The 24,505-nt window shown below is 63.1% G+C and carries 27 protein-coding genes; 12 read left to right on the plus strand and 15 right to left on the minus strand.

Annotated features, from left to right (window positions below):
• Nucleotides 1–18: 18 nt before the first annotated feature.
• On the minus strand, nt 19–1,371 hold the full coding sequence (pmbA, locus tag O0879_RS16270) for a metalloprotease PmbA (RefSeq protein WP_289917458.1): 1,353 nt from the start codon (nt 1,369–1,371) through the stop codon (nt 19–21).
• A 92-nt stretch (nt 1,372–1,463) separates the two neighbouring features.
• Between pmbA and yjgA the strand changes: the two genes are divergently transcribed.
• The 3 genes from yjgA (at nt 1,464) to O0879_RS16285 (ending at nt 3,451) form a co-directional block, all read left to right on the plus strand.
• Entirely contained in the window at nt 1,464–2,063 is a 600-nt protein-coding gene (gene yjgA, locus O0879_RS16275) for a ribosome biogenesis factor YjgA (protein WP_099666434.1), read from the plus strand.
• Between the two features lie 90 nt (nt 2,064–2,153).
• Nucleotides 2,154–2,786, plus strand: coding sequence for a molybdopterin adenylyltransferase (gene mog, locus O0879_RS16280; RefSeq protein WP_099666433.1), 633 nt, complete (start codon nt 2,154–2,156; stop codon nt 2,784–2,786).
• Nucleotides 2,783–3,451 (plus strand): alpha/beta hydrolase, encoded by a 669-nt coding sequence (locus tag O0879_RS16285; protein ID WP_289917459.1) that lies wholly within the window; start codon nt 2,783–2,785, stop codon nt 3,449–3,451. Before mog ends, O0879_RS16285 begins: the two co-directional genes overlap by 4 nt.
• A gap of 56 nt (nt 3,452–3,507) precedes the next feature.
• Here the strand turns inward: O0879_RS16285 and O0879_RS16290 are convergent, their stop codons facing one another.
• From O0879_RS16290 to O0879_RS16310, 5 genes are all read right to left on the minus strand, one after another.
• Nucleotides 3,508–5,067: a S1C family serine protease gene (locus tag O0879_RS16290; RefSeq protein WP_289917461.1), complete on the minus strand. Its 1,560-nt coding sequence runs from the start codon at nt 5,065–5,067 to the stop codon at nt 3,508–3,510.
• Between the two features lie 95 nt (nt 5,068–5,162).
• Nucleotides 5,163–5,729 carry a carboxymuconolactone decarboxylase family protein gene (locus O0879_RS16295; RefSeq protein WP_289917464.1) on the minus strand — a complete coding sequence of 189 codons (567 nt, stop codon included), beginning with the start codon at nt 5,727–5,729 and terminating at the stop codon, nt 5,163–5,165.
• Nucleotides 5,729–6,577: a fumarylacetoacetate hydrolase family protein gene (locus O0879_RS16300; protein ID WP_289917466.1), complete on the minus strand. Its 849-nt coding sequence runs from the start codon at nt 6,575–6,577 to the stop codon at nt 5,729–5,731. The genes O0879_RS16295 and O0879_RS16300 overlap by 1 nt, the downstream gene beginning before the upstream one ends.
• Complete coding sequence (locus O0879_RS16305; RefSeq protein WP_289917469.1) at nt 6,522–7,862, minus strand: MFS transporter; 1,341 nt, start codon at nt 7,860–7,862, stop codon at nt 6,522–6,524. Before O0879_RS16305 ends, O0879_RS16300 begins: the two co-directional genes overlap by 56 nt.
• Nucleotides 7,863–7,864: 2 nt before the next feature.
• On the minus strand, nt 7,865–9,229 hold the full coding sequence (locus O0879_RS16310) for a lysine 2,3-aminomutase (RefSeq protein WP_289917471.1): 1,365 nt from the start codon (nt 9,227–9,229) through the stop codon (nt 7,865–7,867).
• Between the two features lie 282 nt (nt 9,230–9,511).
• Between O0879_RS16310 and O0879_RS16315 the strand changes: the two genes are divergently transcribed.
• A complete protein-coding gene (locus tag O0879_RS16315; protein ID WP_099666427.1) occupies nt 9,512–9,970 on the plus strand; it encodes a cache domain-containing protein in 459 nt (152 codons plus the stop codon).
• Between the two features lie 68 nt (nt 9,971–10,038).
• A complete protein-coding gene (locus O0879_RS16320; protein WP_289917472.1) occupies nt 10,039–11,745 on the plus strand; it encodes a methyl-accepting chemotaxis protein in 1,707 nt (568 codons plus the stop codon).
• On the opposite strand, the gene O0879_RS16325 is transcribed toward O0879_RS16320, so the two are convergent.
• Complete coding sequence (locus tag O0879_RS16325) at nt 11,742–12,320, minus strand: DNA-3-methyladenine glycosylase (RefSeq protein ID WP_289917475.1); 579 nt, start codon at nt 12,318–12,320, stop codon at nt 11,742–11,744. The genes O0879_RS16320 and O0879_RS16325 overlap by 4 nt on opposite strands.
• A gap of 290 nt (nt 12,321–12,610) precedes the next feature.
• Here O0879_RS16325 and O0879_RS16330 point away from each other — a divergent pair, with 290 nt between their 5' ends.
• Together O0879_RS16330 and O0879_RS16335 are read left to right on the plus strand one after the other, a co-directional pair.
• Complete coding sequence (locus tag O0879_RS16330) at nt 12,611–13,477, plus strand: HDOD domain-containing protein (protein WP_289917476.1); 867 nt, start codon at nt 12,611–12,613, stop codon at nt 13,475–13,477.
• Between the two features lie 107 nt (nt 13,478–13,584).
• Nucleotides 13,585–14,793, plus strand: a complete 1,209-nt coding sequence (locus O0879_RS16335) for a hypothetical protein (RefSeq protein WP_289917478.1) — start codon at nt 13,585–13,587, stop codon at nt 14,791–14,793.
• Between the two features lie 31 nt (nt 14,794–14,824).
• Here O0879_RS16335 and O0879_RS16340 read toward each other — a convergent pair whose 3' ends face one another.
• Entirely contained in the window at nt 14,825–15,349 is a 525-nt protein-coding gene (locus tag O0879_RS16340; protein WP_289917480.1) for a DNA-deoxyinosine glycosylase, read from the minus strand.
• A 95-nt stretch (nt 15,350–15,444) separates the two neighbouring features.
• On the opposite strand from O0879_RS16340, the gene O0879_RS16345 reads away from it, so the two are divergent.
• Entirely contained in the window at nt 15,445–15,873 is a 429-nt protein-coding gene (locus O0879_RS16345; RefSeq protein WP_099666421.1) for an Mpo1-like protein, read from the plus strand.
• Nucleotides 15,874–16,009: 136 nt separating this feature from the next.
• Nucleotides 16,010–16,459, plus strand: coding sequence for a glycine zipper 2TM domain-containing protein (locus O0879_RS16350; protein WP_034780449.1), 450 nt, complete (start codon nt 16,010–16,012; stop codon nt 16,457–16,459).
• A 22-nt stretch (nt 16,460–16,481) separates the two neighbouring features.
• On the opposite strand, the gene O0879_RS16355 is transcribed toward O0879_RS16350, so the two are convergent.
• A complete protein-coding gene (locus O0879_RS16355) occupies nt 16,482–16,613 on the minus strand; it encodes a hypothetical protein (protein ID WP_257218848.1) in 132 nt (43 codons plus the stop codon).
• 182 nt (nt 16,614–16,795) lie between these two features.
• Here O0879_RS16355 and O0879_RS16360 point away from each other — a divergent pair, with 182 nt between their 5' ends.
• Together O0879_RS16360 and O0879_RS16365 are read left to right on the plus strand one after the other, a co-directional pair.
• On the plus strand, nt 16,796–17,740 hold the full coding sequence (locus O0879_RS16360; protein ID WP_289917483.1) for an EamA family transporter: 945 nt from the start codon (nt 16,796–16,798) through the stop codon (nt 17,738–17,740).
• Nucleotides 17,737–18,243: a GNAT family N-acetyltransferase gene (locus tag O0879_RS16365; RefSeq protein ID WP_289917486.1), complete on the plus strand. Its 507-nt coding sequence runs from the start codon at nt 17,737–17,739 to the stop codon at nt 18,241–18,243. Before O0879_RS16360 ends, O0879_RS16365 begins: the two co-directional genes overlap by 4 nt.
• Nucleotides 18,244–18,468: 225 nt before the next feature.
• Here O0879_RS16365 and O0879_RS16370 read toward each other — a convergent pair whose 3' ends face one another.
• Nucleotides 18,469–18,810: a hypothetical protein gene (locus O0879_RS16370; protein WP_289917487.1), complete on the minus strand. Its 342-nt coding sequence runs from the start codon at nt 18,808–18,810 to the stop codon at nt 18,469–18,471.
• Nucleotides 18,811–18,824: 14 nt separating this feature from the next.
• On the opposite strand from O0879_RS16370, the gene O0879_RS16375 reads away from it, so the two are divergent.
• Nucleotides 18,825–19,004, plus strand: coding sequence for a hypothetical protein (locus O0879_RS16375; RefSeq protein ID WP_034746290.1), 180 nt, complete (start codon nt 18,825–18,827; stop codon nt 19,002–19,004).
• Nucleotides 19,005–19,015: 11 nt separating this feature from the next.
• On the opposite strand, the gene O0879_RS16380 is transcribed toward O0879_RS16375, so the two are convergent.
• The 5 genes from O0879_RS16380 to hutG all read right to left on the minus strand — a co-directional run bounded on the left by O0879_RS16380 (nt 19,016) and on the right by hutG (nt 24,494).
• Nucleotides 19,016–20,446: a glycine betaine ABC transporter substrate-binding protein gene (locus O0879_RS16380; RefSeq protein WP_289917897.1), complete on the minus strand. Its 1,431-nt coding sequence runs from the start codon at nt 20,444–20,446 to the stop codon at nt 19,016–19,018.
• An 84-nt stretch (nt 20,447–20,530) separates the two neighbouring features.
• Nucleotides 20,531–21,757, minus strand: a complete 1,227-nt coding sequence (gene hutI, locus O0879_RS16385) for an imidazolonepropionase (protein WP_289917489.1) — start codon at nt 21,755–21,757, stop codon at nt 20,531–20,533.
• 12 nt (nt 21,758–21,769) lie between these two features.
• Nucleotides 21,770–22,345 (minus strand): HutD family protein, encoded by a 576-nt coding sequence (locus tag O0879_RS16390; protein WP_289917490.1) that lies wholly within the window; start codon nt 22,343–22,345, stop codon nt 21,770–21,772.
• A complete protein-coding gene (locus O0879_RS16395; protein ID WP_289917492.1) occupies nt 22,345–23,721 on the minus strand; it encodes a formimidoylglutamate deiminase in 1,377 nt (458 codons plus the stop codon). Before O0879_RS16395 ends, O0879_RS16390 begins: the two co-directional genes overlap by 1 nt.
• The gene (gene hutG / locus O0879_RS16400; RefSeq protein ID WP_289917494.1) at nt 23,706–24,494 is read right to left on the minus strand and encodes an N-formylglutamate deformylase; all 789 of its coding nucleotides are present in this window, start codon (nt 24,492–24,494) and stop codon (nt 23,706–23,708) included. Before hutG ends, O0879_RS16395 begins: the two co-directional genes overlap by 16 nt.
• Nucleotides 24,495–24,505 lie beyond the last annotated feature (11 nt).

Here is a 24,505-nt window from a genome sequence, read left to right on the forward strand (position 1 = left end):
CGCTTGCCATGCAGGCGCTCAGCCGCCCGCCACCACCATGCTCTCGATGAGGATGGACCCCGTCTGTTTGGTGCCGCGGCGCAGTTCGTCGGCGCCCACGGCAACGATGTTGCGCAGCATGTCCTTCATGTTGCCGGCGATGGTGATTTCTTCCACCGGATACTGGATCACGCCATTTTCCACCCAGAAACCGGATGCGCCGCGCGAATAGTCGCCCGTCACGTAATTGGTTCCTTGTCCCATCAGTTCCGTCACCAGCAAGCCCGTGCCCAGCTTTTTCACCATGGCACTAAAATCGTCGCTGGCGACCGTCAGGTTCGAGGTCAGGTACAGATTGTGCGAGCCGCCCGCGTTGCCCGTCGTCTGCATGCCCAGCTTGCGGGCCGTGTAGGTCGACAGGAAATATCCTTGCACCACGCCATCCTTGACGACGTCGCGGCTGACGGTTTTCACGCCTTCTTCGTCGAACGGCGCCGAACCGACGCCGCCGATCACGTGCGGGTCTTCGAAGATCTGCACGTGCGACGGCAGCACTTGCGTGCCCAGGGAATCGTTCAGGAAAGTGGATTTGCGGTACAGGGCGCCGCCCGAAGTCGCTTGCACATAGGTACCCAGCAAACCGGCCGCCAGCGGTGCCTCGAACAGCACGGGACAAGTGCGCGTGCCCAGTTTGCGCGCGTTCAGGCGCGACAGGGCGCGCTCGGCGGCATAGCGACCGATGGCTTCCGGGCTCGACATTTTGGAGGCGTCGCGCACGGACGAATACCAGTCGTCGCGCTGCATCTTCGCCCCTTTGCCGGCGATGGGCGCCACGGACAGGGTGTGGCGCGAGAACGGGTAGCCGCCGATGAAGCCGCGCGAATTGGCGGAAACAAAGTGCGATTGCTGCACGTGCACACTGGCCCCCTCGCTATTCGTGATGCGCGGGTCGACGGCAAACGCGGCCGCTTCAGCCCGCTGGGCCAGGGCGACGGCTTCCTCGGTGGAAATGAGCCAGGGATAGAACAATTGCAAGTCGCGGGGGGACATTTCCAGCATGTCCGTGTCGGCCAGGCCCGCGCAATCGTCCTCGGCCGTGAAGCGGGCGATGTTGTAGGCGGCGTCCACCGTGGCGCGCAGGGCGGACGGCGAGAAATCGGAGGTGCTGGCATTGCCGCGCTTCTTGCCGACAAACACGGTCACGCCCATGCCCTTGTCCTTGTTTTGCTCGATCGTCTCGATCTTGCCTTTTCGGACAGAAACGGACAAGCCGCCGCCTTCGCTGACTTCGACGGCTGCGTCGGTGCCGCCCGCTTCCCGCGCAAAAGACAACACATCACGGGCTAGTTGCTGCAATTGCTCTTGACTATGGGTAAATACGGAGTCGTTCATGCGCTGTTTTCTTCGGAAAGCCGCTAAAAAGGTTATCATAGCAGTCGTTTACAGTTTACAGGTGCGGCCTACGCGGCCAATCCCGCCTTATCATGCCAAATCCAAACCGGGGAGCTTGCGGCTTCCAATCCACCGAATTCGAACAGGAATATGAACGTCCTTCGAAGTCGGAACTCAAGCGCCAGATGACCGTCCTGCAAAAGCTGGGCGAAGAACTCGTCAATGAGGCACGCGACCGCGTCAAGCGCGTCCCGATGCCGGAAGACGTGCGCGACGCCATTCTCGAATGCCAGCAAATCAAGGATCACGAAGGCCGCCGCCGCCAGCTGCAATACGTGGGCAAGAAGATGCGCACCCTGGATGAAGACGAAGTTGCCGCCATCCAACGCACCATCGATAGCTGGAAAGGCTTGTCGAAAGCCGACACGGCCAATATGCACGCGATGGAACGCCGCCGCGACAAACTCTTGACGGACGACAAGGCCCTGACCGTCTTGCTGTCGGAAAATCCGGAACTGGACGTGCAGCACCTGCGCACCCTGATCCGCAATGCCCGCAAGGAGCAAGCCGAGAACAAGCCGCCGAAGGCCTACCGTGAAATCTTCCAGATCTTGAAAGAGATCGCCAAGAAGCAAAATGGCGGCAAGAAAGATGCCGACGAAGATGACGCAGAAGCGGAAGACGACGAGTAATTGACCGTCCCAAACGCAAGGATGGACAAAAAACCGGGATAATCCCGGTTTTATTGTTTTTAAGACACTCCAGACTTTTATAGGTGACCGATGTCCACCACTCTCGAAGATGAATTGATTATCGGCCTCGTGTCGATCTCGGACCGCGCCAGCGGCGGCGTGTATGAAGACCTGGGCATCCCCGCCCTGGAAAGCTGGCTGTCCGCCGCCATCCGCACGCCTTTCCGCCTGGAAAAACGCCTGATCCCGGACGAGCGCTCGCAAATTGAAAACACCCTGATCGACATGGTCGACCTCAGTCACTGCCATCTGATCCTGACGACGGGCGGCACGGGTCCGGCGCGGCGCGACGTGACGCCGGACGCCACCTTGTCCGTCGGGACCAAGGAAATGCCAGGTTTCGGCGAACAGATGCGCCAGATCAGCCTGCAATTCGTGCCGACGGCCATTTTGTCGCGCCAGGTGGCCGTGATCCGCGAGACGCCCGAGCGCGCTGCCCTGATCATGAACTTGCCGGGCCAGCCGAAAGCCATCAAGGAAACCCTGGAAGGCTTGAAGGATGTTGATGGAAATCAATTGGTGAACGGCATCTTTGCCGCCGTGCCCTATTGCATCGACCTCATCGGAGGCCCCTACATGGAAACCGACCCGGCCATCTGCAAGGCCTTCCGTCCCAAATCGGCGCTGCGTCCGGCGCAACCACTACCAGAGGAAAATACATGAGCACTTTGCTGGAAACCATCGAACTCGACAGCGCACCGAACCCCACCGTCTCCATCATCTGGATGCATGGCCTGGGCGCCGACGGCAACGACTTCGTTCCCCTGGTGAAAGAACTCGATTTGCGCGGCTGCCCCGCCATCCGCTTCATCTTCCCCAGCGCCGGCACCATGCCCGTCACCATCAACAACGGCTATGTGATGCGCGCCTGGTACGACATCCTCGTGAGCGACCTCGTGCGCCGCGAAGACGAGGGCGGCTTGCGCGCCTCGCAGCTGCAGATCGAAGCGCTGATCGCGCGCGAAAAGGCGCGCGGCATTCCCGCCAGCCGCATCATCCTGGCCGGCTTCTCGCAAGGCTGCGCCATGACCTTGCAAACGGGCTTGCGCCACGCGGAACCGCTGGCCGGCCTGATGTGCCTGTCCGGCTATCTGCCGCTGGCCGACAAGACGGCTCTGGAACGCACGCCGGCCAGCCTGCAGACGCCCATCTTCATGGCGCACGGCACGGCCGACCCCGTGGTGCAGATCAACCGCGCGCAACAGTCGCGCGACTTGCTCACCGGCATGGGTTACAAGGTGGAATGGCACGAGTACATGATGCAGCACTCGCTGTGCCAGGAAGAAATCGACGCCATCGGCGCGTGGCTGAAGAAAGTATTGGCTTAAAGTAAAACAGGCGCGGTCTGCGCCGCGCCTGTTGTCTTGCGGAACGCCGGGAACGATCAGTTTACCGGCGTTTTTTCATTCCAGATTTTCAACATGTCGGGCGACGCTTCCGAGCGGATGCCGTTATCCGTCAGCACCGATTCCGTCGCTGCCAGCATGTCCTTGCGGGGCACGACGACCATTTCCGCATCGCGCTGCTGGAAGCGGAACGTCAGCAATTCATCCGTCTGGTCGCGCAGCAAGGCCACCAGGTGCGCCAGGCTGCGCACGCGCACGCCATTGACGGAATCGACGACCGAGAAGAAACGGGTACGGTAGCCATTCATCAGCTTGTGCGGGAAGAACGGCGCGGCGATCACCACCAGTTCTTCGCGTTCGCTGTCGGGCGCATCGCCGCGCCGCGTGGCCAGCGGATTGCCGGCAAACGCCATGCCGCCCAACATCGCCGGGTTGCCATTCGGCGCCGCCATGAATTCCGTGCTGGCGCGCGAAAACACCATCGGGCCGAAGATGAAATAGGATGGGTAATTGCCCTGCAAGCCGCTGATGAGCATCGGGTGCGCCGCCGAGACGGGCACCTTGATTTTCAGGGGTGCGCCCTGGCGCACCACCGTCAACGGCAACTGGCCGTCTTTCGCCAACTGCTGTACCCGGTACTGGAAGCGCACGCGGCTGTTGGCATTCAGCTTGACCATGCCCTGGTTGTCGATGGGAAAATCGCCGATATGCGTGATGACATCCCACTCCTTGAGCGGATAGGCGGCATCCTTGCTGGCCGGCGTCATCACGACGGCGCCTTCGACACCCTTGGCCAGCTTCAGATACGTGCGCAGTGCGGGATTTTCCAGCGTTTGCGTCACGTCGCGCATGGCCGGCTTGCCCTTGGGCGCGCCACTGTCCTGGTCGCGCAGGAACAGTTCGATTTCCTCGTTGGGGATGATGTAGCCGATGTTTTGCGCATTGAGCATGCCGGCAAAGGCCAGGCCGATCATCTTGTCGCCGGCAATCACGGGGCCGCCGCTATTGCCCGGATTGATGGCCGCATCGATCTGGATGCGCAGGCCGGACACGGGGAAGTTGTAGCGCACGAATTCGATGCGCGAAACGATGCCCTTGGTGATCGACAGCGAAGTGCCGCCCGTCGGATAGCCATACGCCAGCACGGCATCGCGCACGTCCGGCAAGACATTGGCGCGCGGCACCGCTTTATGGCTGGCAAAAAAACTGTCGTCGTCGATTTTCAGCAAGGCCAGGTCCATGCCGCGCGAGATGGCCAGCACGGTCGCCGGTATCTTGTCGCCGGCGCCATTCGCCTGGATCTGCACCTGGCTGGCATAGCCGACCACATGCGCATTGGTGAGGATGCGGCGGCCTTCGATGACGACGCCGGAACCCGTCACCTCTTGCGGCGCAGCCTTGCTCCACGGTTTATAGGGATCCGGCCCGCGCAGGGTGGAAAACACCTTGACGACGGAGTTTTCCAGGGCGGAAGCGCCGGGGCTGGCGGTGGCAGCGGTCTCGGCGGCAAGCGCGCGCACCGTCATCAAGGGGCAAAAAGAAAGGGCCAGCGCCAGGAAGGCGCGGCCCATCAGGGTGAAGCACGGACGAGTTTTCATTGAGCTTGTTGGCAATGGAAGGGAAGTAAAATTATATATTGAATAATTTCAACTTCATTACACTTTGTCCATCTTTGCCCGAAAAACACCTGTCATCAGGCGGGCATGGGCGGCACACCCAAGGCCGGCACCGCCGTCTGCGCGCCATTCATCACCATGGCCAGGAAGGTGTAGTAGCCATTGATACCCATCAAGTCAACCACGCCGTGCTCGCCGAACAGCGCCAGCGCCCGCGCATACGTGGCATCGCTGACGCGCTTGTTCTGCTGCAACTCGATGCAAAAGTCGTGCACGGCTTGCTCATCTTCCTTCAGGGCAAGCGGTACGCGCCGCGCGGCGATGGCATCCACGGCCGCTTGCGCGATGCCGTTCTGCACGGCCAGCGGCGCGTGGATGGCCCACTCGACTTGCTGGTCCCATTGGCGCGCCGTCACCAGGATCGCCAATTCCGACAGCCGCGTGCCGATGGCGCTGCGGTAGCGCAAGTATTCGCCCATGCGCTGCGCCGTTTCCATCAGCTCGGGGCTGCGGATCAGCGGCACGAAGGGCCCGTACAGGGCCCCGCGCGGACCGTCGATGATGGCTTGCGCGGCCGCGCGCTGCTGGACATCGAGCTGATCCAGCGGCAACGGCGGCAAACGGTCGATATCGCTACCGGCCATCAGGCAGTCCAGGCAACCACATCCTGCTGCTGTTCACCGAGGCCGGCGATACCCAGGCGCATGCTGTCGCCTTTTTTGAGGAAACGCTGCGGCTTGCGGCCCTGGCCCACGCCCGGCGGCGTGCCCGTGGCGATGACGTCGCCCGGTTCCAGGGTCATGAATTGCGACAGGTAGCTGACGATCTGCGCGACAGTAAAAATCATGGTTTGCGTATTGCCGGTCTGCATGCGCTTGCCGTTGACTTCCAGGTACAGGTCCAGATCCTGCTCGTCGATGACTTCATCGCGCGTCACCAGCCATGGGCCGACGGGGCCGAAGGTGTCGCAGCCCTTGCCTTTGTCCCACTGGCCGCCCCGCTCCAGTTGGAACGAGCGCTCGGAAATGTCGTTGACGACACAATAGCCGGCCACGTATTTCAGGGCATCCTCTTCGCTCACGTATTGCGCGCGCGTGCCGATGATCACGCCCAGCTCCACTTCCCAATCCGTCTTTTTCGAGCCTTTCGGCAGCACGACATTGTCGTCCGGGCCATTCAGGCAAGTAATGGCCTTCATGAAGACGATGGGTTCGGCCGGGATCGGCATGCCGGCCTCGGCCGCGTGATCCGCGTAATTGAGGCCGATGCCGATGAACTTGCCGACTTTCGCCAGCGGCACGCCGAAGCGTGGATTGCCGCGCACCAAAGGCAAGGTCTTTTCGTCGATCTTGGCCAGCTTGCGCAGGGCCTTGTCGGACAGTTGCGCGCCATCAATATCGGCAATCACGCCGGACAGGTCGCGCAGTTTGCCTTCTTCATCGATCAGGCCCGGTTTTTCCTTGCCTGGACGTCCATAACGAACGAGTTTCATAGTCTTCCTTGGAGTTGATCATTGCCGCTGTGCAGGCTGCCATTTTACCGGATGGCCCGGCACGCCTGCAGCGGTGAATGAAAAACATCGCAAGTCCCGGCAATTGCAAGGCCGCCAGCACGCCAAACGCCGCCTGATACGCCTGCGGCGGATACTGCTGCTGGCTGTTCAGGGGCCAGCAGCCGAGGATCAAACCAAAGCCCGCCTGCACCAGGAAGGCACCCGTGAAAATGAGCAAGTTCAAACAGGTGGCCGCCCTGCCCGTCAAGCTGGCCGGCATGCTTTGCGCAACGATTGCATACTCGAGGCCCGTCACCGTGCCCAGCAAGGTAAACAGCACGGACAGCAAAGGCAGGCTGGGCACCACATTGCACGCCATCGCCACTTGCACGGCGACAAACAGGACGATGCCCACGCCCGCCACTTGCATGGGTGTAATACCGCGCCGCCCCGCCCACTCCGTCAGCATGCCCATGCCGATGGCGCCGAAGATGACGGCCGCCATGCCCAGGTACAACAGATACGCCACGCTATCGTCGGACAAGCCGCCCACGTCGGCCAGCCAGCGCCCCACCCACAAGCCCTGCACGCCAAAGAACACCGTGTGCGGCAGCAGGATCAGCGCGATGGTGCGGCGAAAGGCCCTGTCGCCATACACGCTCCAGACGCTGACCTTGTTCCTCGCCGCGGCGGGCGCAGGCTGGGCCGGCGACAGCAGGCGGATCAGCAAGCCGATGGCCAGCGCCGCCAGCGCCAGGCCCAGGAACACGCCGCGCCAATCCGTGTAGTGCAGGGCCAGCTTGACGGGCATGGTGGCCGTGGCCGCCCCCAGGCCGCCCACGGCGATCAGATAGCCATGCACGGAAGGCAGGCGAGCTGGCGCGATGGCGCACGAGACCGCTTTCACGGCGGCCATGAAACAGCCGCCCAGGCCCGCCCCCATCAAGGCGCGCGCCCACATCAGTTCGGCAAAGCTGTGGCCCCGGCTGAACAGCCACACGCCCAGGGCCGCCAGCGCCAGCAGCCACAGTTGCACCGTGCGGGGGCCGTAGCGGTCCAGCGCCATGCCGACCGGCAATTGCACCAGCGCAAAAGCGAGAAAAAAGGCGCTGGTCAGCAGGCCCAGCTGGGCTGGCGTCAGGGCGATGGCGCCCAGTAATTCGGCCGTCAGCACGGCATTCACGCCGCGCAACAGGCACGACAGGTAGTGCCCGAGTGCGAACGGCAGGAACACCAGGCAAAACACGGCCGCGCCGGAGCGGGCAGGCGCGCCGTGGCCGTGCATGCTCAGGCGGCCTGTGCCAGGCGGATGATTTTGTGCGGCACCTGCGGCACAGGGTCATCCGTTTCAAAGAAAAACTTGTCCTGGCCAAAGGCCGGCTTCAAATCGTCCATCCACGTCGCTTCCGCATCGAACTTGGCATAAAACGGCCGGCGCACCCAGTCCGGGTTGCGCGCTTGCAAAAATTGCAGGGCAAACAGTTTTTCGCCATGGATGGTGACGATGCCATCGATGACGATCTTGCCGGGAAACGCACTCATGGAAGGCCCGCGCACCGTGCGCGACAAGCCGGACACCATCTGGTAGGCGGCCTGGAAAATCTCGTGCGCCTTCGCCAGGGGCAACTCGAAATAGCTGCGCGGGCCCGTGTCCCGTTCGACAAACATGTAGTACGGAATCGCCCCCAGGCGCGTGCCCGTCTGCCACAGCTCGGCCCAGCTAGCGGGGTCTTCGTTGATGTGGCGGATCAGCGGCCCCTGCATGCGCAAGGTGGCGCCCGTGGAAATGATGCGCTTCACCGCTTGCTGGGCGATGTCCTGGCGTAACTCGACTGCATGGCTGTAATGGCCCATCACGGCCAGGTTCTTGCCCGCCTTGACGATGCGCTCGAACAGGCGCATCAAGTCGTCCGCATCGCGGTCCGAGACAAAGCGCTGCGGCCAATACGCCACCGCCTTGGTGCCGATGCGGATGTTCTGGATATGTTCCAGGCCCGGCGCCAGCAACGGTTCCAGGTAGGCAGCCAGTTGCCGCGTATTCATGATCATCGGGTCGCCGCCCGTGATCAGCACGTCCGTCACTTCCGGATGCAGTTTCAGGTAAGCGACGAGCTCATGCGACTCGTGCGCATCGAACTTCATGTCGTCCATGCCGACAAACTGGGGCCAGCGGAAACAGAAGGTGCAATACGCGTGGCACGTCTGTCCTGCGCTGGGGAAAAACAGCACCGTTTGCGCATATTTATGCTGCAAGCCGCGCACGGGCGCATCGTTGACCCGGGGCACGTTGTGCGTCATCTGGCCGGCCGGATGGGGATTCATGCCCAGGCGCAAGCCATGCACATAGGCATCGATAGCGGCCTTGTCCTGTTGCACCAGCACCAGCTCGCGCAGGTGCGCGTACTGCTCGGGCGCCAGCATGTCGCGGTGGGGAAAGACGAGGCGATATATGGGGTCGTCAGGGATGTTGTTCCAGTCGATCAACTGGTCGAGCACATAGGCATTGGTGCGAAACGGCAAGACGTGCGACACCACTTGCACGGCTTCGCGCTGCTCTTCCGGCAGCCATTCCCACTGCCGCGCCTGTTGTATGGTGTGCCGCGTATACGGCTTGAACTTGGGTGAAAACGGCTCGGTAATGGGTGCGGACACGATCGGCTCCTTGCCAGTAAACAGCGATAACTTCCTTGAAACCAGCCCTATCCCGGCCAATTCCAGCCTCTTCCTCTGCCATGCCTTGCCCGCTTGGCATGCTGTGAAAGTCATCATAGTTCTTGCCGCCCGGAACCAAATTGTTACATATCAACAAGCCGTCGATACGTTGCAAGCTACCGACAAGCAACACCTTAGTTTGTGCCATCGCAATTTGCGGGCAGCGTCGGCGACGTAAATTACGACTTGGCAACATATCCCTCGATATCACAAGGAGCTTTCATGAAACGCTTATTCACGGGTAGCCTGCTGTGCCTGGCATTTGCCGGTGGCAACGTCAGCGCCGCGGTCGAACCAACGGAAAAAGACGCCATCGCCATGGCCGAACGGGGCGCCGCCTTCATGAAGGCGCATGGCAAGGAAGAAATGATGAAGAAAATCACGGCGAAAGACCCGGACTTCGTGCAGGGCTCGCTGTATGTGGACATGCGCGACATCAAGACGGGCATCGTGCTGGCCCACCCCATCAATCCTTCCATCGTGGGCAAGGATTTGACGGATGTGCCCGATGCGAATGGCAAGAAATATCGCCGTGAAATCATTGAGCTGGCGCAAAAACAAGGCAAGGGCTGGGTCGATTACCAATACAAGAATCCCACCACCGGCAAGATCGAACCGAAGACCACCTACATCCTGCGCGTCAACGATGTGGTGCTGGAAGCGGGGATCTACAAAAAATAGGGCAAGGGCGGCGCGCACGCACACCGCGCGCCGCCTGCGGTTTGAACGGCCATCGCCAGGAGTCGAGCATGCTCAATCAATTACGCATAGGGCCAAAATTATTGCTGGCGCCCACCCTGGTCCTGCTGTTGCTGATACTCAGCTCGACCGGCGCCTGGTATGGCATGGTGCGGCAAAATGCCTCGCTGGAAAACATGGTGCGGGTGCGCATCACGCACCTGAAGGCAGCCGCCGACGTACTAGGGGAGGCCAAGCATGTGCACGGCAATATGTACCAGTTGCTGTCGTGGACGAATGGCAGCTTCGCCAAGGCCCGTCTCGACACACTGGAGCAACAGATCAAGGCGCGCCACGCGGCCATCGGCACCCAGCTGGCCTCGCTGCGCGCCACGGCCACGGGCGCCGAACTCACCCTGGTCGATGCGGCCATCACGGCACTGGCCGGCTATCGCAAGGCCGTGCTGGAAACCATGGAAATGGCGCAGATGGACCAGTCGATCGCCACCAATTCCATGCTCAAGGCGGAAACGCAGTTCGGCCAGTTCAATACGCAGCTGGCGCAACTGTCCGCGCTGGAAACGACGCTCAGCAGCCAGGCCCATGCGACGGCCAGCGCCGAGTTTCGCACCCTGTGCTGGAGCTTGCTGCTGACCGTCCTGCTCTCCATCCTCGTCTCCATCGTGGTGACCATGCTGGTGCGGCGCGCCATGCTGGTGGAAATCCGCGGCATTGCCGACGCCGTGCAAGACTTGGCGGCGGGCAAGCTGATGGCCGGCGCGCCCAAGCAGGGCAATGACGAAATCGCCGCCACCTCGCGCGTGCTGGACCAGACCATCGCCCACCTGAATCAGACCTTGCGCACCATCATGGACGCCGTGCAATCGATCGACACGGCCTCGCACGAAATTGCCACCGGCAACCTGGATTTGTCGGCGCGCACGGAAATGCAAGCCAGTTCACTGGAAGAAACGTCGAGCGCCATGGAAGCGCTGACGCAAGCCGTCAATGACAACGCCGACAACGCCCAGCTGGCCTGCGAGCTGGCGGGGCAGGCATCCACCCTGGCCGTGCAAGGGGGCGTGTCGATGCAGCAAGCCGTGACGACGATGGCGACAATACGCGCCAATTCGCGCCAGATCGTGGATATTATCGGCGTGATCGACGGCATTTCCTTCCAGACCAATATCCTCGCGCTGAATGCGGCGGTGGAAGCGGCGCGCGCGGGAGAACAGGGCCGCGGCTTTGCCGTGGTGGCGTCGGAAGTGCGCACCCTGGCGCAGCGCTCGGCGCAGGCCGCCAAGGAAATCAAGACCCTGATCGCCACGTCCGTCACCACCATCGACGGCGGCAGCGTGGCCGTGCAGCAAGCGGGCGACAGCATGGGCGCCATCGTGGCCTCGGTGCAGCAAGTCAATGAGATCATCCAGCGCGTGAAACAGGCCAGCGCGGAACAGGCGTCGGGCATCACGGAAGTGAACCAGGCCGTCACGCAAATGGATGACGTCACCCAGCAAAATGCAGCCCTGGTGGAGCAGGCGGCAGCGGCGGCGGCCAGTTTGCAGGACCAGGCCGTCAAATTGTCGGCGGCCGTGGCCGTGTTCACCCTGGATGAGCGCCCCGCCTCACCGGCTGGCCACACCGAAGACGAAGCATTCCAGCATCCGGCCAGCCCCGCCAACGGAGAAGGCAAGGACCGGCGCGCATTGCACAGCCCGCTGCGCGGCATGCCCGGCCGGCATAGCGCCAACGATGCATCGCGGCGCCGGCGCAGCTAGACGGCGGGCGCGCGCAGCGGTTTACTCAGATAGGGCGAGCCGGCCAGCACGAAGCGCCACGGCGTGTCCATCGCTTTGGAAATGCCGATGCGCGGCCCCGTTTGCACCGTGACATCGCCTTCGCGGGCCAGCAACAGGAACGGCGGCGCGTCCAGTGCCAGCCGGTTGTGCAGATGGCTCACGCCCAGCGCCTGGCACACCTTGCCCGGTCCCGAGCACAGCAGCCGCTCCCCCTCGACGCCACGCCGTTCGCGCATCGCATCGAGCCCCTCCACGGGTTCGATCGCGCGGATCAGCACGCCCGCACCATGCCCCGCTTCGCGGCACACAAAGTTCAGGCACCAGTGGATGCCGTACGAACGGTAGACATAGGCGTGCCCGGGCGGGCCGAACATGGCCGCATTGCGCGGCGTCATGCCCCCATACGTGTGCGAAGCGGGGTCCAGCCGGTCATACGCTTCCGTTTCCACGATGCGCCCGCCCACGCCGTCGACCAGCACGGTCACGCCGATCAGCTGGCGCGCCACGCTGCTGGAATCGTCCGCGAAATCGATACCCGCAAGGATTTTTTTCATCAGGCAATTGTACTGCCGCGCATCCGGCCGCACGCCTGGCCCCGCCTTGAAAACAAATAAAACTTGGTTTTTTCATCATGGATACCGGGATGGGCAAGGTCGTAAAATGATGAAAATCACGGCTGGACCGGGCCAAAACGGGGATTTTTTCCAGAATATATTGCAGATATGAACTATTGCTATGCATAAACAGCGATAATCGTCGGGCACTGCGCCAGACGCTCATGAAGCGGGCAGCGGCAGCGCGCGACAGAATAAGCACCGGGCACAAAAATGATGATGAAAGCGTGATGATGAGAACGGCAGCGCAAAAGCAGATAGAGCAGGAAGATCCGGTTGACGCCTTGATGCGTTCCATCCGTATCCCGCCGCGTCCCAGCCTGCTGGTCGACTTGCAGCGCGAACTGGCGGAACAGGACCCGTCGCCGCGCCGCATCGCGCGCATCATCGCCGACGATGTCGGCATGTCGGGCGCCCTGCTGAAATTGGCCAATTCGCCGTTCTATGGCGCCGCGCGCAAGGCCAAGTCCGTCGAGCAAGGCATCAATTTTCTCGGCATCAACCAGTGCAGCGCCATGATGACGGGCTTGCTGGCACGCCAGGCGCTGGAAGCGGAAGGCGTGGAACTGACCAATTTCTGGGATGTGTCGGCCAAGCGCGCGCGCGCCCTGGTATTTACCTCACGCAAGTTGCGCATCGCCCCGCCCGACATCGCCCACACCTTCGGCCTGTTCTGCGACATCGGCGTGCCCCTGCTGATGAACCGCTTTCCCGACTACGTCAACACGTACGCGGCGGCCGCCAACGATGCGCACAATTGTTTTACAGCACTGGAAGACGCGCGCCACCAGACCAACCACGCGGCCATCGGCTGCTTGCTCGCGCGCAACTGGGGCCTGTCTTCCGACGTCTCGTGGGCGATTTTGCACCACCACGACTACACGGTGCTGGCCGACCCGTCCACGGACGACGCCATCCGCTCGCTCGTCGCCCTGTCGCTGCTGGCCGAAAAGGGCATTCAGCGCTACCATGGCAACAGTACCTCGCTGGAGTGGGACAAGGGCGGCGAACTTGCTTGCCAGCATCTTGGCCTGTCGCAGGAAGAAGCCGCCGACCTGCTCGACGAATTGCACGAGATGTTCGATACCGACCATTGAGGTATCAGGCGGCCGCGTCCGCCTGTATGATCCGTCCCGGCGCCTGGCACAAGCCCTGGCGCCTGTTTCCGTTTGCCCGACCCGTCTTTCTTAACCTGTTGATCGCCATGCCCAAAAATAAGCGCCCTGTCCCCCGTAAATCCGCCAACACGCCTGAAGACAAGGATGAATCCGTCACGCGCATGCTGTGCACGATGGCCCTCAACCTGGCGGAGCAGGAAGACAGCGAATCGCAGGGCACGGTACTGGCCGAGCAAGCCGTCGAGTTCGGCCGCCTGATCCGCAAGGCCTTGAATCAAAAGAAGGATGAAATCCTGTACGACGCCATCGAGCGGGCGAAATACGAGGACGTGGGCGCCTACCAGTACCTGCGCAGCCATATCGAGGAAGCGGCGTCCATTTCCGTGATCCGCCGCGAAAATGCCCCTGCCATGGAAATCAACGCCTTCGTCGTGCCCCTGCTGGTGCAAAGCACGGGCGGCCTGAAGGAAGCGGACAGCTTCCAGGACCAGGACGCGTTCGAAGCGCTGGTGAAAAGTTTCCAGCAGGCAGAGCTGGAAAGCGCCAAGGCCAAGGTAGTCCTGATGAGCCACGCCTACGACCTCGATGAAATCGACCGCATCACCTACAGCCACCTGCACGAGATGGTGCGCGATGCGTACTCGTCGATGACGGACAAGAAAATCGTCGCCACGCCGGGCCTGGAAAGCAGCATCGTCGGCTGGAGCGAGACGGCCTTCGGTTCGCAGGACACGGCCGTCGAACTGCGCTTCCTGCTGGGCTTTGCCCTCAAGCGCGTGGACGACCCGTTCTATGCGGAACCGAAGGATGAAGCGGCGCTCGACGCCTGGTTCGACGCGCGCATGGCCCGCTACCAGCAGTGGACGACGGAAGTGGGCGATCTGGTGAAACGCTGCCTGGCGCCGGCCGGCAACACCCTGGAAGTAAGCTTCCTCTACCAGGATCTGTTCCACGGTGGCAAGGAACAAGGCATGAGCGAGTATGCGATGCTGCAGATGATGTCTGGCATCAACCATGCGTTGGCGGAAAACAACGTGGATGCGGGCGACGTCTCGGTGGTCGTCGGCCCGGCCGATGAGCACGGCGAAATGCTGTTGCGCGTCAACGTCAGCACGGCAGACGGCCAGCTGCTGCACAGCGCCGACAAGCCGCTGGACCTGGCCGCCGACCTGCAGGACGAAGTCGACGACATCTGCGACGCGCTGGCCACCATCGGCGTCACCCGCTTGTCAGTCGCGCTGAAATTCGACGCCAAGGGACAGCCGGTGGAAGCGCAGCCGTACGCGCCGGCATAAAGCCGGCAAACTGATCAACTGACTCCCCGCATTACAACGGCTGCAATGTTTTCCATTGCAGCAACTTGGCGCCATACGCGAGTGTGTAAGCAGGGCTGCTCGACGGCAAGCTGACGATGCGGTAGCGCTGCGCGTGCTCGCCCAGCACCTTGATGCCCAGCTTGGCGGCCGTGCCGCCGTTGAAGGCGATCGTGTGCAATTGCGGCAGGCTGGCGGCCAGGGCCGCCAGGTCGTTATCGTCGCGGGCGCGGATATTGCTGTCCAGGCTGCCCGTGCGCTGCGCCTGCGCCACCACGTCCCACAGGCCCACGCCGTGCGCCAGCAAGGTGCTCAAGCGCGCTTCATAGGGCTGGCTCGTCAAGTCCACGCCCAGCACCTCTCCCAGCAGCCGCCAGAACTTGTTTTGCGGATGCGCATAATACTGACTGTGCGCCAGCGATTTTTCGCCGGGCAAGCTGCCCAGTATCAACAAGCGCGTATCGGCGTCGACGACGGGATCGAAACAGCGCTTGCGCGGGTCGGCGGCAGGGTCCGGCAAGAAGGCTGGGCTATTCAAATGAGCGGTCCGGAAGGGGAAATGAAGGGCCATTTTACCCGGCCACGCGACGGTGTAGAATTCCCGGACAACCATCCCGACACAAGAGACCGCCCATGCGCACCATCGACACCCTGCTGGCCCAGTATGGCGAAAGCCACCGCAACCACGTCAATGAATGGGTGCACATCGTATGCGTGCCGCTGATCGTCTTCAGCCTGCTGGGGCTGCTGTGGAGCGTGCATCCCAGCGTGGCGCTGCTCGGCAGTATTCTCGCTTTATACTATTACTACAAGCTGTCGCGCCCGTTTGCGGCAGGCATGCTGGCCATGCTGGCCGCCATGCTGGGCCTGCTGCTGCTGATGCCGGCGCTGACCGTCCTGCCCGTGTCGCTGGCGCTGTTCGTGCTGGCCTGGATAGGCCAGTTCATCGGCCACCAGATCGAAGGCAAGAAACCGTCGTTCCTGGACGACTTGCGCTTCTTGCTGGTGGGACCGCTGTTCGTGCTGGGATTTTTGTACCGGCGCCTGCGGTTGGCGTATTGAGCAGCAAGCGGTCGCGCGGGGCCGTAACAGATTTTTACTATTCGCAACTAGTTATATGAGGCAAGTGTCCTTATGATAAGTCATCATCTGTCGGTCAATGTAATCGGCAACTAACTTTTGTCCAAGGGAGTCCCACATGAAAGCACCAATTATTGCAGTGGCATTGCTGGCCACCCTGGCCGGCTGCGCCGTACAACCGAACTCGGCGAATGTGTACAACGCGCGCCAGGCGCAGAATGAACAATCGGTTCGCATGGGCACGGTTGAATCTGTGCGCCAGGTCACCATCGACAAGGGTGAAACGGGCACGGGCGTACTGGCTGGCGCGGCGCTGGGCGGCGTGGCCGGCTCGACAGTCGGTGGCGGCAAGGGCGCCATCGCTGCCAGCATCCTGGGCGCCGTCGCCGGCGGCATGGCGGGCAAAAGCATCGAAGCGAACGCTTCCAACAAACCCGGCCTGGAAATCACCGTACGCCTGGACAATGGCGACATGCGCGCCATCGTGCAAGACGCGGACGAACTGTTCCGTCCGGGCGAACGCGTGCGCCTGCTGTCCGATGGCCGCAAGACCCGCGTCACCCACTGATCTGCTTGCCGGCGCATGCGCTTTAGCCGAATGCGCCGGCAGCCATCAGCAAGGCCGAGGGCGACATGCCCTCATGCAGCCAGATGGCAACCAAGGTTGCCACCACGACATATACAAGCACGCTCCATACTTTGATCTGCAGTGAGGCTGGCATGGCGGTCCCCTTCAAAGATGCAATTCAGAAAATGTTTACTTGATAATAAAGTAAATATTTTCATAAATTCAACATTTTCCAGAAGCACTGCGCTGGCTCAATGTCTCGTTGTCTCCTGACCACTCTTTGAGCAAGCCCGGCCAAGACTCGCCATCCCCGCGCGATGCCCGTATACTTGCGCGATGTCCTCTCCTCTCCTGTTCATCATTGCCTGCCTGATCTGGGGCTCCACCTTCTGGGCCATCACCTTGCAGCTGGGCGATGTCGCCCCCGCCGTTTCCGTGGTCTACCGCTTCGGCCTCGCGTCCGCCACCCTGTTTGCCTGGTGCGCCTTGCGCGGCGACCGCTTGCGCCTGCCCTGGCGCGCGCAGAAATGGATGCTGCTGCAGGGCCTGGCCTCGTTTGCCCTCAGCTATGTGTGCACGTATAGTTCCGAGCAATATCTCGTCTCGGCCCTCGTCAGCGTGCTGTTTGCGCTGATGGTGTTCTGGACGCCATTGCTCAACCGCATCGCCTTCGGCACGCCCATCACCTGGAGCACCTGCTGCGCGGCATTCGTCGCCATCTGCGGCATCGTGCTGCTGTTTTACCAGTCCATCGGTGCGGCACTGCACGATATCCTGGGCGGCGGCAATGGCCATTTCCTGCTCGGCTTCATGCTGGCCCTGGTGGCCACCGTGTCCAGCACGGTGGGCAACGCCCTCGTCATGAAAGTGCGCGAGCATTCCGGCAACGTGATGCTGACCATGGCCTGGACCATGCTGTGGGGCACCTTGATGGTGGCCGCCTGGGCCATCGCCACGGGCCAGTCCTGGCAATTGCCCACGCGCCCCAGTTACTGGATGGGATTGGTGTACCTGGCCATCTTCGGCTCGGTGATCGCCTTCAGCGCGTATTTCACGTTAATCGCCCGCATCGGCACGCAAAAGACCGTGTATATCGGCGTCGTCACGCCCGTCATTTCCGTGCTGTTGTCGGTGCAGTTCGAACACTACCGGCCCGCCGCCATCGAATGGGTGGGCATGGTACTGTGCCTGTCCAGCGTGGCCTGGGCCCTGACCTCGGGCGCGCGCAAGACGGCTGCCGTTTCCTCTATTTCCACCACTCCATCCACAAAGGCAACATGAGCACCTCTTCCTCCCTCGCCATCCGTCCCGCGACCGCATCCGACGTGGCCGCCATCTTTGGCATGATCCATGAACTGGCCGTGTTTGAAAAACTCGAACACATGATGATCGCCCGGGAATCCATGCTGCACGACAGCCTGTTCGGCGCCCATCCCGCGTGCGAAGCGCTGGTGGGCGAGGAAGATGGCGAGGTGGTGACGTTCGCCCTGTTCTTCCATAATTTTTCCACCTTCCTGTGCCGCAAGGGCTTGTATCTGGAAGACCTGTATGTGAAGCAATCGGTGCGCGGCAAGGGTTATGGCAAGCAAATGCTCGTGGCGCTGGCGCAACTGGCCGTCGCACGCGATTGCGGCCGTTTCGAATGGTCGGTGCTGGACTGGAATGAAAACGCGATCAATTTCTACAAGGGCATGGGCGCGGACGTGATGCCGGACTGGCGCATCTGCCGGGTCGCTGGCGATGCCTTGACGCAATTGTCGGCGGGTACGCCAAAGCCGGCCTGACTGGAGCGGGAACTGCAAACGCAAGTTCCAAAAAAAATCCCCGCGGGCTAGCGGCACCGCGGGGTGAACCCATTGTCAAGTGGGAGGGGGAGAATGCAATCAACGGTTATCAATATAAACGCTGCCGCTTGCCACCGCGCAGACCTTTACATTTGCTTACCGGGCCTTACATTTGACTTAAATCCGCTAACCAAGTGTCACCGAGTGTCGCTCGGATGACACTGATTATTTCCGTGGTTCAATCAATGTGCCGTGCAAACCGATATGTTGTTGCGCAACCCCACTGCCGCCCTGCGTATTTGTATAGATTTGGTACACTGTCAGGCAGGCGATGCAGCCAGCAACCACGGCGAAAATGACCATGCGACGCTCCTTGAGTATGCTTGAGGGAATCAGGACCCGCGGCGCCTGATGATGACCGGGCGAGCAGGGAAGATTCAGTGTGGCATCTTCGGTCTGGGGAGCCTTGCGCAATCTCAAACGCGCCAATTTGACGGGGTCATGGCATTTGATATGGCGCAAAGTGGCGGCATTCCGCTCACACAAAATGAACGCATCGTTACGCACCTGGGAGCCACATCATGAATGTCTCTGCCAAACCGCTCGTCATGAAAATCTACCGCGCCTACCTGCGCTCCCGCCTGGAGCGCTATACGCGCGACTTGCAAGCCATCGCCGAACAGCGCGAGAACGACTTCCAGGCTGAACGCATCCTGCACCAGGCCGTCGTCTCGGTGCGCTCCAAACTGCACTCGCTGTAACCGTGATGCCGTCAGTGCTGCCGGCCGGCAACGGCCCAGCGCTCCACCAGCTCGAACAAGCCTTGCGTCAGCAGGGCCAGCACGGCTGCGGGGATCGCGCCGGCCAGCAGCATGTCGTTGTCATTCAGCGCCAGGCCGATGGTGATGCGTTCGCCATAACCGCCCGCGCCGATGAAGGCGGCGATGGTGGCCGTGCCCACGCTCATCACGGCCGCCGTTTTGATGCCCGCCAGCATCACCGGCAAGGCCAGCGGCAAGTCCACGTGCAGCAGACGGTCGCGCTTGCTCAAGCCCAGCGCCAGCGCCGCCATGCGCAAGCCTTGCGGCACCTGCAAGATGCCCGTGCACGTGTTGCGCACGATGGGCAGCAAGGCGTACACGAATAGCGCGACCAGCGCCGGCACGGTGCCTATCATGCCCAGCAGCGGGATCAATATCGCCAGCAAGGCCAGCGACGGCACCGTCTGCAGCACGCCGACAAAGGCCAGCACCGTTTGCCGCAGCGGCGCCGACAACGCCGCCAGCACGCCCAGCGGAATGCCGATCAGGCACGCCAGCGCCACCGACAGCAGCACCAGGGTCAGGTGCTGGCGCGTCAGGGTCCACAGATCGTCGCCGATGAGTTTATCGAGCAGCTTGCTGCGCGCGGCGGCCGTTTTTTTCGCTGACGTGCCGGAAGCCAGCCACTGGTGCGCCACGCCGGAAAAAGTCTTGCCATCGATTTCCACGGCCGCATTCATGGCGATCATGTCGCTCTCGCTGATGCGCCCCTGCAAGCCTTGCAGCGCGAGCCAGGCGGCGGGAAAACGCTGCGGCACGTCGAGCCGGTACAGGAGCATGGCGTCGTAGCGGGGAAAATACTGCTGCGTGTCGGCCAGCACGCGCAAGCCGTACTGGCGTATCTTCGCGTCCGTCGAATAAATGTCGATCACATCCACCTGGCGCTGCGCCAGCGCCTCGTAAGCGATACCGTGATCGAGCCCGCGCGGGCGCTGCGGCAAGCCATAGCGCGCGGCCAGGCCCGGCCAGCCATCGACCCGGCCGATGAATTCATGCGACAGGCCGAACTTCAGGGCGGGATGCTGCGCCAGCTGCGCCAGGCTGGCGATGCGCGTTTCATCGCCGCGCATGGCCAACGCATACGTATTGTTAAAGCCCAGCGGCACGGCCACGCCCAGGCCCAGCGCCGCCAGCTCGCGCCGCATCTGCGCCAGATCAATGGCCTTGTCGTGCTTGAGGATTTCGCCGGCGATGGTGCCCATGTATTCGGCATACACGTCGATGCTGCCCGCCTGCAGCGCAGCCAGCACGATGGCCGTGTTGCCCAGGCCCTGGCGGTGTTCCGCCCTGACGTGCGGCGCGGCGCTCTGTTTGACGATTTCGCCGAGAATATACGATTCCGTGAAGCGCTTCGAACCCACCTTCAAGGTGCCGCCGTCCATGGCAAGGGAGGATATGGGCGCGGCGGCGAAGACAAGTAACAACAGCAAGTAAGCAAGACGCACGCGGCGCTCCGGGACGGATGATCAATCCGGCAAGCTTACCACCGGCGCGCGCCAGACACCGCCATGCACCACGCCCGCGCACGGGTTCAGGCCCAGCGCATACGCCAGGTCGGCCGGGCGCGCGATGCGCCACAGGGCGAAATCGGCGCGCTTGCCCACCGCCAGGCTGCCCGTTTCCTGCTGCAGCCCCAGCGCGCGCGCCGCGTGGATCGTGCAGCCGGCCAGCGCTTCCTGCGGCGTCAACCGCCACAGGGTGCAGGCCATGTTCATCGCCAGCAGCAGGGACGTCATGGGCGACGTGCCCGGGTTGCAATCGGTGGACACGGCCATCGGCACGCCGGCCGCGCGCAAGGCCGCCACGGGCGGCGGCTGCGTCTCGCGCAAAAAGTAATACGCGCCCGGCAGCAGCACGGCCACCGTGCCATGCTGCGCCATGGCGGCGACGCCCTCTGCCGACAGGAATTCCAGGTGGTCGGCCGACAGGCCGCCGTAGCGCGCCACCAGCGCCGCGCCGCCCAGGTCCGACAGCTGCTCCGCATGCAATTTGACGGGCAGGCCCAGCGCCGTCGCCGCCTCAAACATGCGCTGCGTTTGCGCCGGCGTAAAACCGATGCGCTCGCAAAAGGCGTCGACGGCGTCCACCAGGCCGTCGCTAGCCAGCTGGGGCAGCATCTGCCCGCACAGCAGCTCGATATACGAGTCGGCCTGGCCTGCATACTCGGGCGGCAGCGCGTGCGCGCCGAGGAAGGTGGTGCGCACGGACACGGGCAGTTCTTGCCCGATGCGGCGCGCCACGCGCAGCATCTTCGCTTCGCTGGCCGCGTCGAGGCCGTAGCCGGACTTGATCTCCAAGGTGGTCACGCCCTCGGCCAGCAGCGCCAGCACGCGGGGCAGGCTTTGCCGCAGCAATTCATCGTCGCTGGCCGCGCGCGTGGCGCGCACGGTGGACATGATGCCGCCGCCGGCGCGGCTGATGTCTTCATAGCTGGCGCCATTCAGGCGCGCCTCGAATTCGTCGCTGCGGTTGCCTGCGTGGACGATGTGCGTGTGGCAGTCGATCAGGCCGGGCGTGAGCCAGCAACCCTGGCCATCCTGCAGCACCGCGCCGCTGGCCGGCAATTCGTCGCCGGGGCCGAACCAGGCGATGCGGCCATCCTTGACGGCGATGGCCGCATCGAGCAGCTCGCCATAACCGTGCTCCATGGTGGCCAGGTGGACGTTGTGGATGACCAGGTCCCAGTCTTGCATCGCTATCTCTCCCTAGGTAAACAGGTCGACGCACAGCACGGGCGAGCGCTGCAAGGCGTCGAGCCGCCATTCCTGCGCATCGTCGGCGTCCAGCAGCAGCGCGTCATGGCGGGCCAGCGCGAACTGCTGCTCGCCACCGCGCGCCAGCACGTGGCCTTCGCCGGCGACAAACAGCAAGGTCGCCGCGCTGCGCCGCACCAGCCGGCACGGGGCCGTGATTTTTTCCAGCTGGTGGCGGCAGCGGTCGCGCCGCGTCATCACATTGAAATCCGTCGTCGTTCCCCTGACTTGCGCCTCCACGGCCGCTTCGCCGGGAAACCACAGCATCGGTTGCGCCGCGCTCAAGGTCACCTTGCGCGCGCCATCGAGCGTCAGCTGCACGCTCTCGCCATCGACCAGCATCAGGCTGCGGTCGATGCCGGGAAAACTGGAAAACGGCCCGCTGGCCGTGATCGTCGCCAGGCTGATACGCCAGTCGAATTCCATCAGGCTGGCGCCGGGCGGAGAAATGGCGATTTCCATCGTGCTGCCGCCGCCATTTTTCCACGGCGCGGCGCGCAGGCATTCCTGCGGGATGAAGGTCGCCATCAGAGCGCCCTCAGTTGCGCCAGCGTGCGCTTGTAGGCGGCGGCGATGGCGTCCTGCGCCACGTGGCGCCCATCGCGCACCTGCCATTGGCCGCCGCACAGCACGTCGCGCACCAGGTTATCGTTGCCGCAGAAAAGTACGCTGCCCAGCACATTTTCGATGGCCACGCCGCACAGGTTCACATGCGCCTCGTCGAGCACCAGCAAGTCGGCGCGGCAGCCGGGCGCCAAGGCACCGAGCTTGCGCCCGGCCGCCTGCGCGCCCCCTTGCAGGGCCGCCTGCCACAGGTAGTCGCCCACATGGCGCTCCTCCGGCGTGGCGGCGACATTGCGCTGCTGCCGCTGCAGGCGCTGGCCATATTCGAGCCAGCGCAATTCCTCGACGGGCGATTGCGATACATGGCTGTCGCTGCCGACGCCAAAGCGCCCGCCGGCAGCGATGAATTCGGCCAGCGGGAACAGGCCGTCGCCCAGGTTCGCTTCCGTCGTCGGGCACAGGCCCGCCACGGCGCCGCTGGCCGCCATCAGCGCCACTTCATCGGGCTGCACATGCGTGGCATGCACGAGGCACCAGCGCGCATCGACGTCGACCTGCTCGTACAAATACTGCACCGGGCGCCGGCCGCTGTAGTCCAGGCACTGGCGCACCTCGCCCTGCTGTTCGGCGATGTGGATGTGGATGGGGCGGCCCGCGGGCAGCGCCTGCGCCACCTGTTTGATCTGCGCCACGTCGGCCGCGCGCAGCGAATGGGGCGCAAAGCCCACCTCCACCTGCCCGCCGCGCTGCGGCGCCAGCGCCTCGACGATGCGCAAGACATCGTCCGCACCGGTGCGAAAGCGCGCCTGCTCCGGCTTCAGGGGTTGCTCGCCAAAACCAGCATGGCTGTACAGCACGGGCAGCATGGTCAGGCCGATGCCGCTGAGGCGCGCCGCCGCCAGCACCCGTTGCGCCGTTTCGGCGGGACGCGCATACAGCGCGCCGGCCGCATCGCGCTGCAGGTAGTGGAATTCGCACACGGCCGTGTAGCCATGGCGCAGGCATTCCGCAAACAGCTGCGCGGCGATGCTTTCCATCTGTTCCGGCGTGATGTGGCGCGCGAAGCGGTACATCAGGTCGCGCCAGGTCCAGAAGCTGTCCGGCCCGTCACCCGCAACCTCCGTCATGCCGCCCAGCGCCCGCTGGAAAGCATGCGAATGCAGGTTGACCATGCCGGGCAAGACATATTCGGCCACTTCGGCGCCGGCGGGCGGCGCGGCGTTTTCCGCCACCGCCGTCAAATCCCCATTCTTGTCCCATTCCAGCAGCACGTCGCGGCGCCAGCCTTGCGGCAGCAGCGCATGGCGCGCAAACAGGGACGCACTCAACGCGCCACCCATGCCACGGCCGCTTCCATCATCTGGCGCAGCAGCGGCTGCACTTGCGCCGCCAGGTCGGGCCGGTAGCCAAACGGCGCCGCTTCATCCATGTACAGGCACTGGCACATCTCCAGCTGGATAGCATGCACGCGACCTTCCGGCTGGCCGTAATGGCGCGTGATGTGGCCGCCCTTGAAGCGGCCATTCAAGGCCACGGTAAATGCCTCCTGCGCGCGCGCGATATCGACCACGGCGGACATCAGGCCCGCAGCGCAGCTGGCGCCATCGGCCGTGCCGAAGTTCAGGTCGGGCAGCTTGCCGTCAAAGAAGCGCGGCACGCGCGAGGCGATGGAGTGCGCATCCCACAGCACCACGGCGCCATGCACGCGCAGCAGCCGGTCCAGTTCCGCGCGCAGCTGCGCATGATACGGCGCCCAGTAACTCTGCAGCCGCTGCCGCACGTCCTGCGCATCCGGTTCGCGGCCGGCCAGGTACAGCGGCTCGCGATGAAAGGTATCGTTGGGCAGCAAGCCCGTCGTATCCTGCCCCGGATACAGATTCGTGTCTTCCTGCGGGCGGTTCAAGTCGATGGTGTAGCGCGACCAGCGCGCCGACAGCACGGACGCATCCATCTCCTGCAAAAAGCCATACAGCTCGCGCAGATGCCAATCCGTGTCGGCCTTGACCAGGGCCTGCGGCGTCATGCGCGCGGCGATATCGTCCGGTATGTCGGTGCCCACGTGGGGCATCGACACCAGCAGCGGGATGCTGCCTTCATTAAAGCGGAAATCCATGCTTGTCTCCT

Origin of the sequence: Janthinobacterium sp. SUN120 (genome assembly GCF_030397735.1) — a bacterium.
In the GTDB taxonomy this organism is placed as follows: domain Bacteria; phylum Pseudomonadota; class Gammaproteobacteria; order Burkholderiales; family Burkholderiaceae_D; genus Janthinobacterium; species Janthinobacterium kumbetense.

Coding starts and splice junctions, on each gene's coding strand:
- O0879_RS16395 (WP_289917492.1), bottom strand. CDS start 23,721: ATGGGTGGCGCGTTGAGTGCGTCCCTGTTTGCGCGCCATGCGCTGCTG.
- O0879_RS16315 (WP_099666427.1), top strand. CDS start 9,512: ATGAAACGCTTATTCACGGGTAGCCTGCTGTGCCTGGCATTTGCCGGT.
- pmbA (WP_289917458.1), bottom strand. CDS start 1,371: ATGAACGACTCCGTATTTACCCATAGTCAAGAGCAATTGCAGCAACTA.
- O0879_RS16380 (WP_289917897.1), bottom strand. CDS start 20,446: ATGGACGGCGGCACCTTGAAGGTGGGTTCGAAGCGCTTCACGGAATCG.
- mog (WP_099666433.1), top strand. CDS start 2,154: ATGTCCACCACTCTCGAAGATGAATTGATTATCGGCCTCGTGTCGATC.
- hutI (WP_289917489.1), bottom strand. CDS start 21,757: ATGCAAGACTGGGACCTGGTCATCCACAACGTCCACCTGGCCACCATG.
- O0879_RS16365 (WP_289917486.1), top strand. CDS start 17,737: ATGAGCACCTCTTCCTCCCTCGCCATCCGTCCCGCGACCGCATCCGAC.
- O0879_RS16320 (WP_289917472.1), top strand. CDS start 10,039: ATGCTCAATCAATTACGCATAGGGCCAAAATTATTGCTGGCGCCCACC.
- O0879_RS16295 (WP_289917464.1), bottom strand. CDS start 5,729: ATGGCCGGTAGCGATATCGACCGTTTGCCGCCGTTGCCGCTGGATCAG.
- O0879_RS16300 (WP_289917466.1), bottom strand. CDS start 6,577: ATGAAACTCGTTCGTTATGGACGTCCAGGCAAGGAAAAACCGGGCCTG.
- O0879_RS16290 (WP_289917461.1), bottom strand. CDS start 5,067: ATGAAAACTCGTCCGTGCTTCACCCTGATGGGCCGCGCCTTCCTGGCG.
- O0879_RS16355 (WP_257218848.1), bottom strand. CDS start 16,613: ATGCCAGCCTCACTGCAGATCAAAGTATGGAGCGTGCTTGTATATGTC.
- O0879_RS16325 (WP_289917475.1), bottom strand. CDS start 12,320: ATGAAAAAAATCCTTGCGGGTATCGATTTCGCGGACGATTCCAGCAGC.
- O0879_RS16360 (WP_289917483.1), top strand. CDS start 16,796: ATGTCCTCTCCTCTCCTGTTCATCATTGCCTGCCTGATCTGGGGCTCC.
- O0879_RS16390 (WP_289917490.1), bottom strand. CDS start 22,345: ATGGCGACCTTCATCCCGCAGGAATGCCTGCGCGCCGCGCCGTGGAAA.
- O0879_RS16285 (WP_289917459.1), top strand. CDS start 2,783: ATGAGCACTTTGCTGGAAACCATCGAACTCGACAGCGCACCGAACCCC.
- yjgA (WP_099666434.1), top strand. CDS start 1,464: ATGCCAAATCCAAACCGGGGAGCTTGCGGCTTCCAATCCACCGAATTC.
- O0879_RS16375 (WP_034746290.1), top strand. CDS start 18,825: ATGAATGTCTCTGCCAAACCGCTCGTCATGAAAATCTACCGCGCCTAC.
- hutG (WP_289917494.1), bottom strand. CDS start 24,494: ATGGATTTCCGCTTTAATGAAGGCAGCATCCCGCTGCTGGTGTCGATG.
- O0879_RS16330 (WP_289917476.1), top strand. CDS start 12,611: ATGATGAGAACGGCAGCGCAAAAGCAGATAGAGCAGGAAGATCCGGTT.
- O0879_RS16345 (WP_099666421.1), top strand. CDS start 15,445: ATGCGCACCATCGACACCCTGCTGGCCCAGTATGGCGAAAGCCACCGC.
- O0879_RS16335 (WP_289917478.1), top strand. CDS start 13,585: ATGCCCAAAAATAAGCGCCCTGTCCCCCGTAAATCCGCCAACACGCCT.
- O0879_RS16350 (WP_034780449.1), top strand. CDS start 16,010: ATGAAAGCACCAATTATTGCAGTGGCATTGCTGGCCACCCTGGCCGGC.
- O0879_RS16305 (WP_289917469.1), bottom strand. CDS start 7,862: ATGCACGGCCACGGCGCGCCTGCCCGCTCCGGCGCGGCCGTGTTTTGC.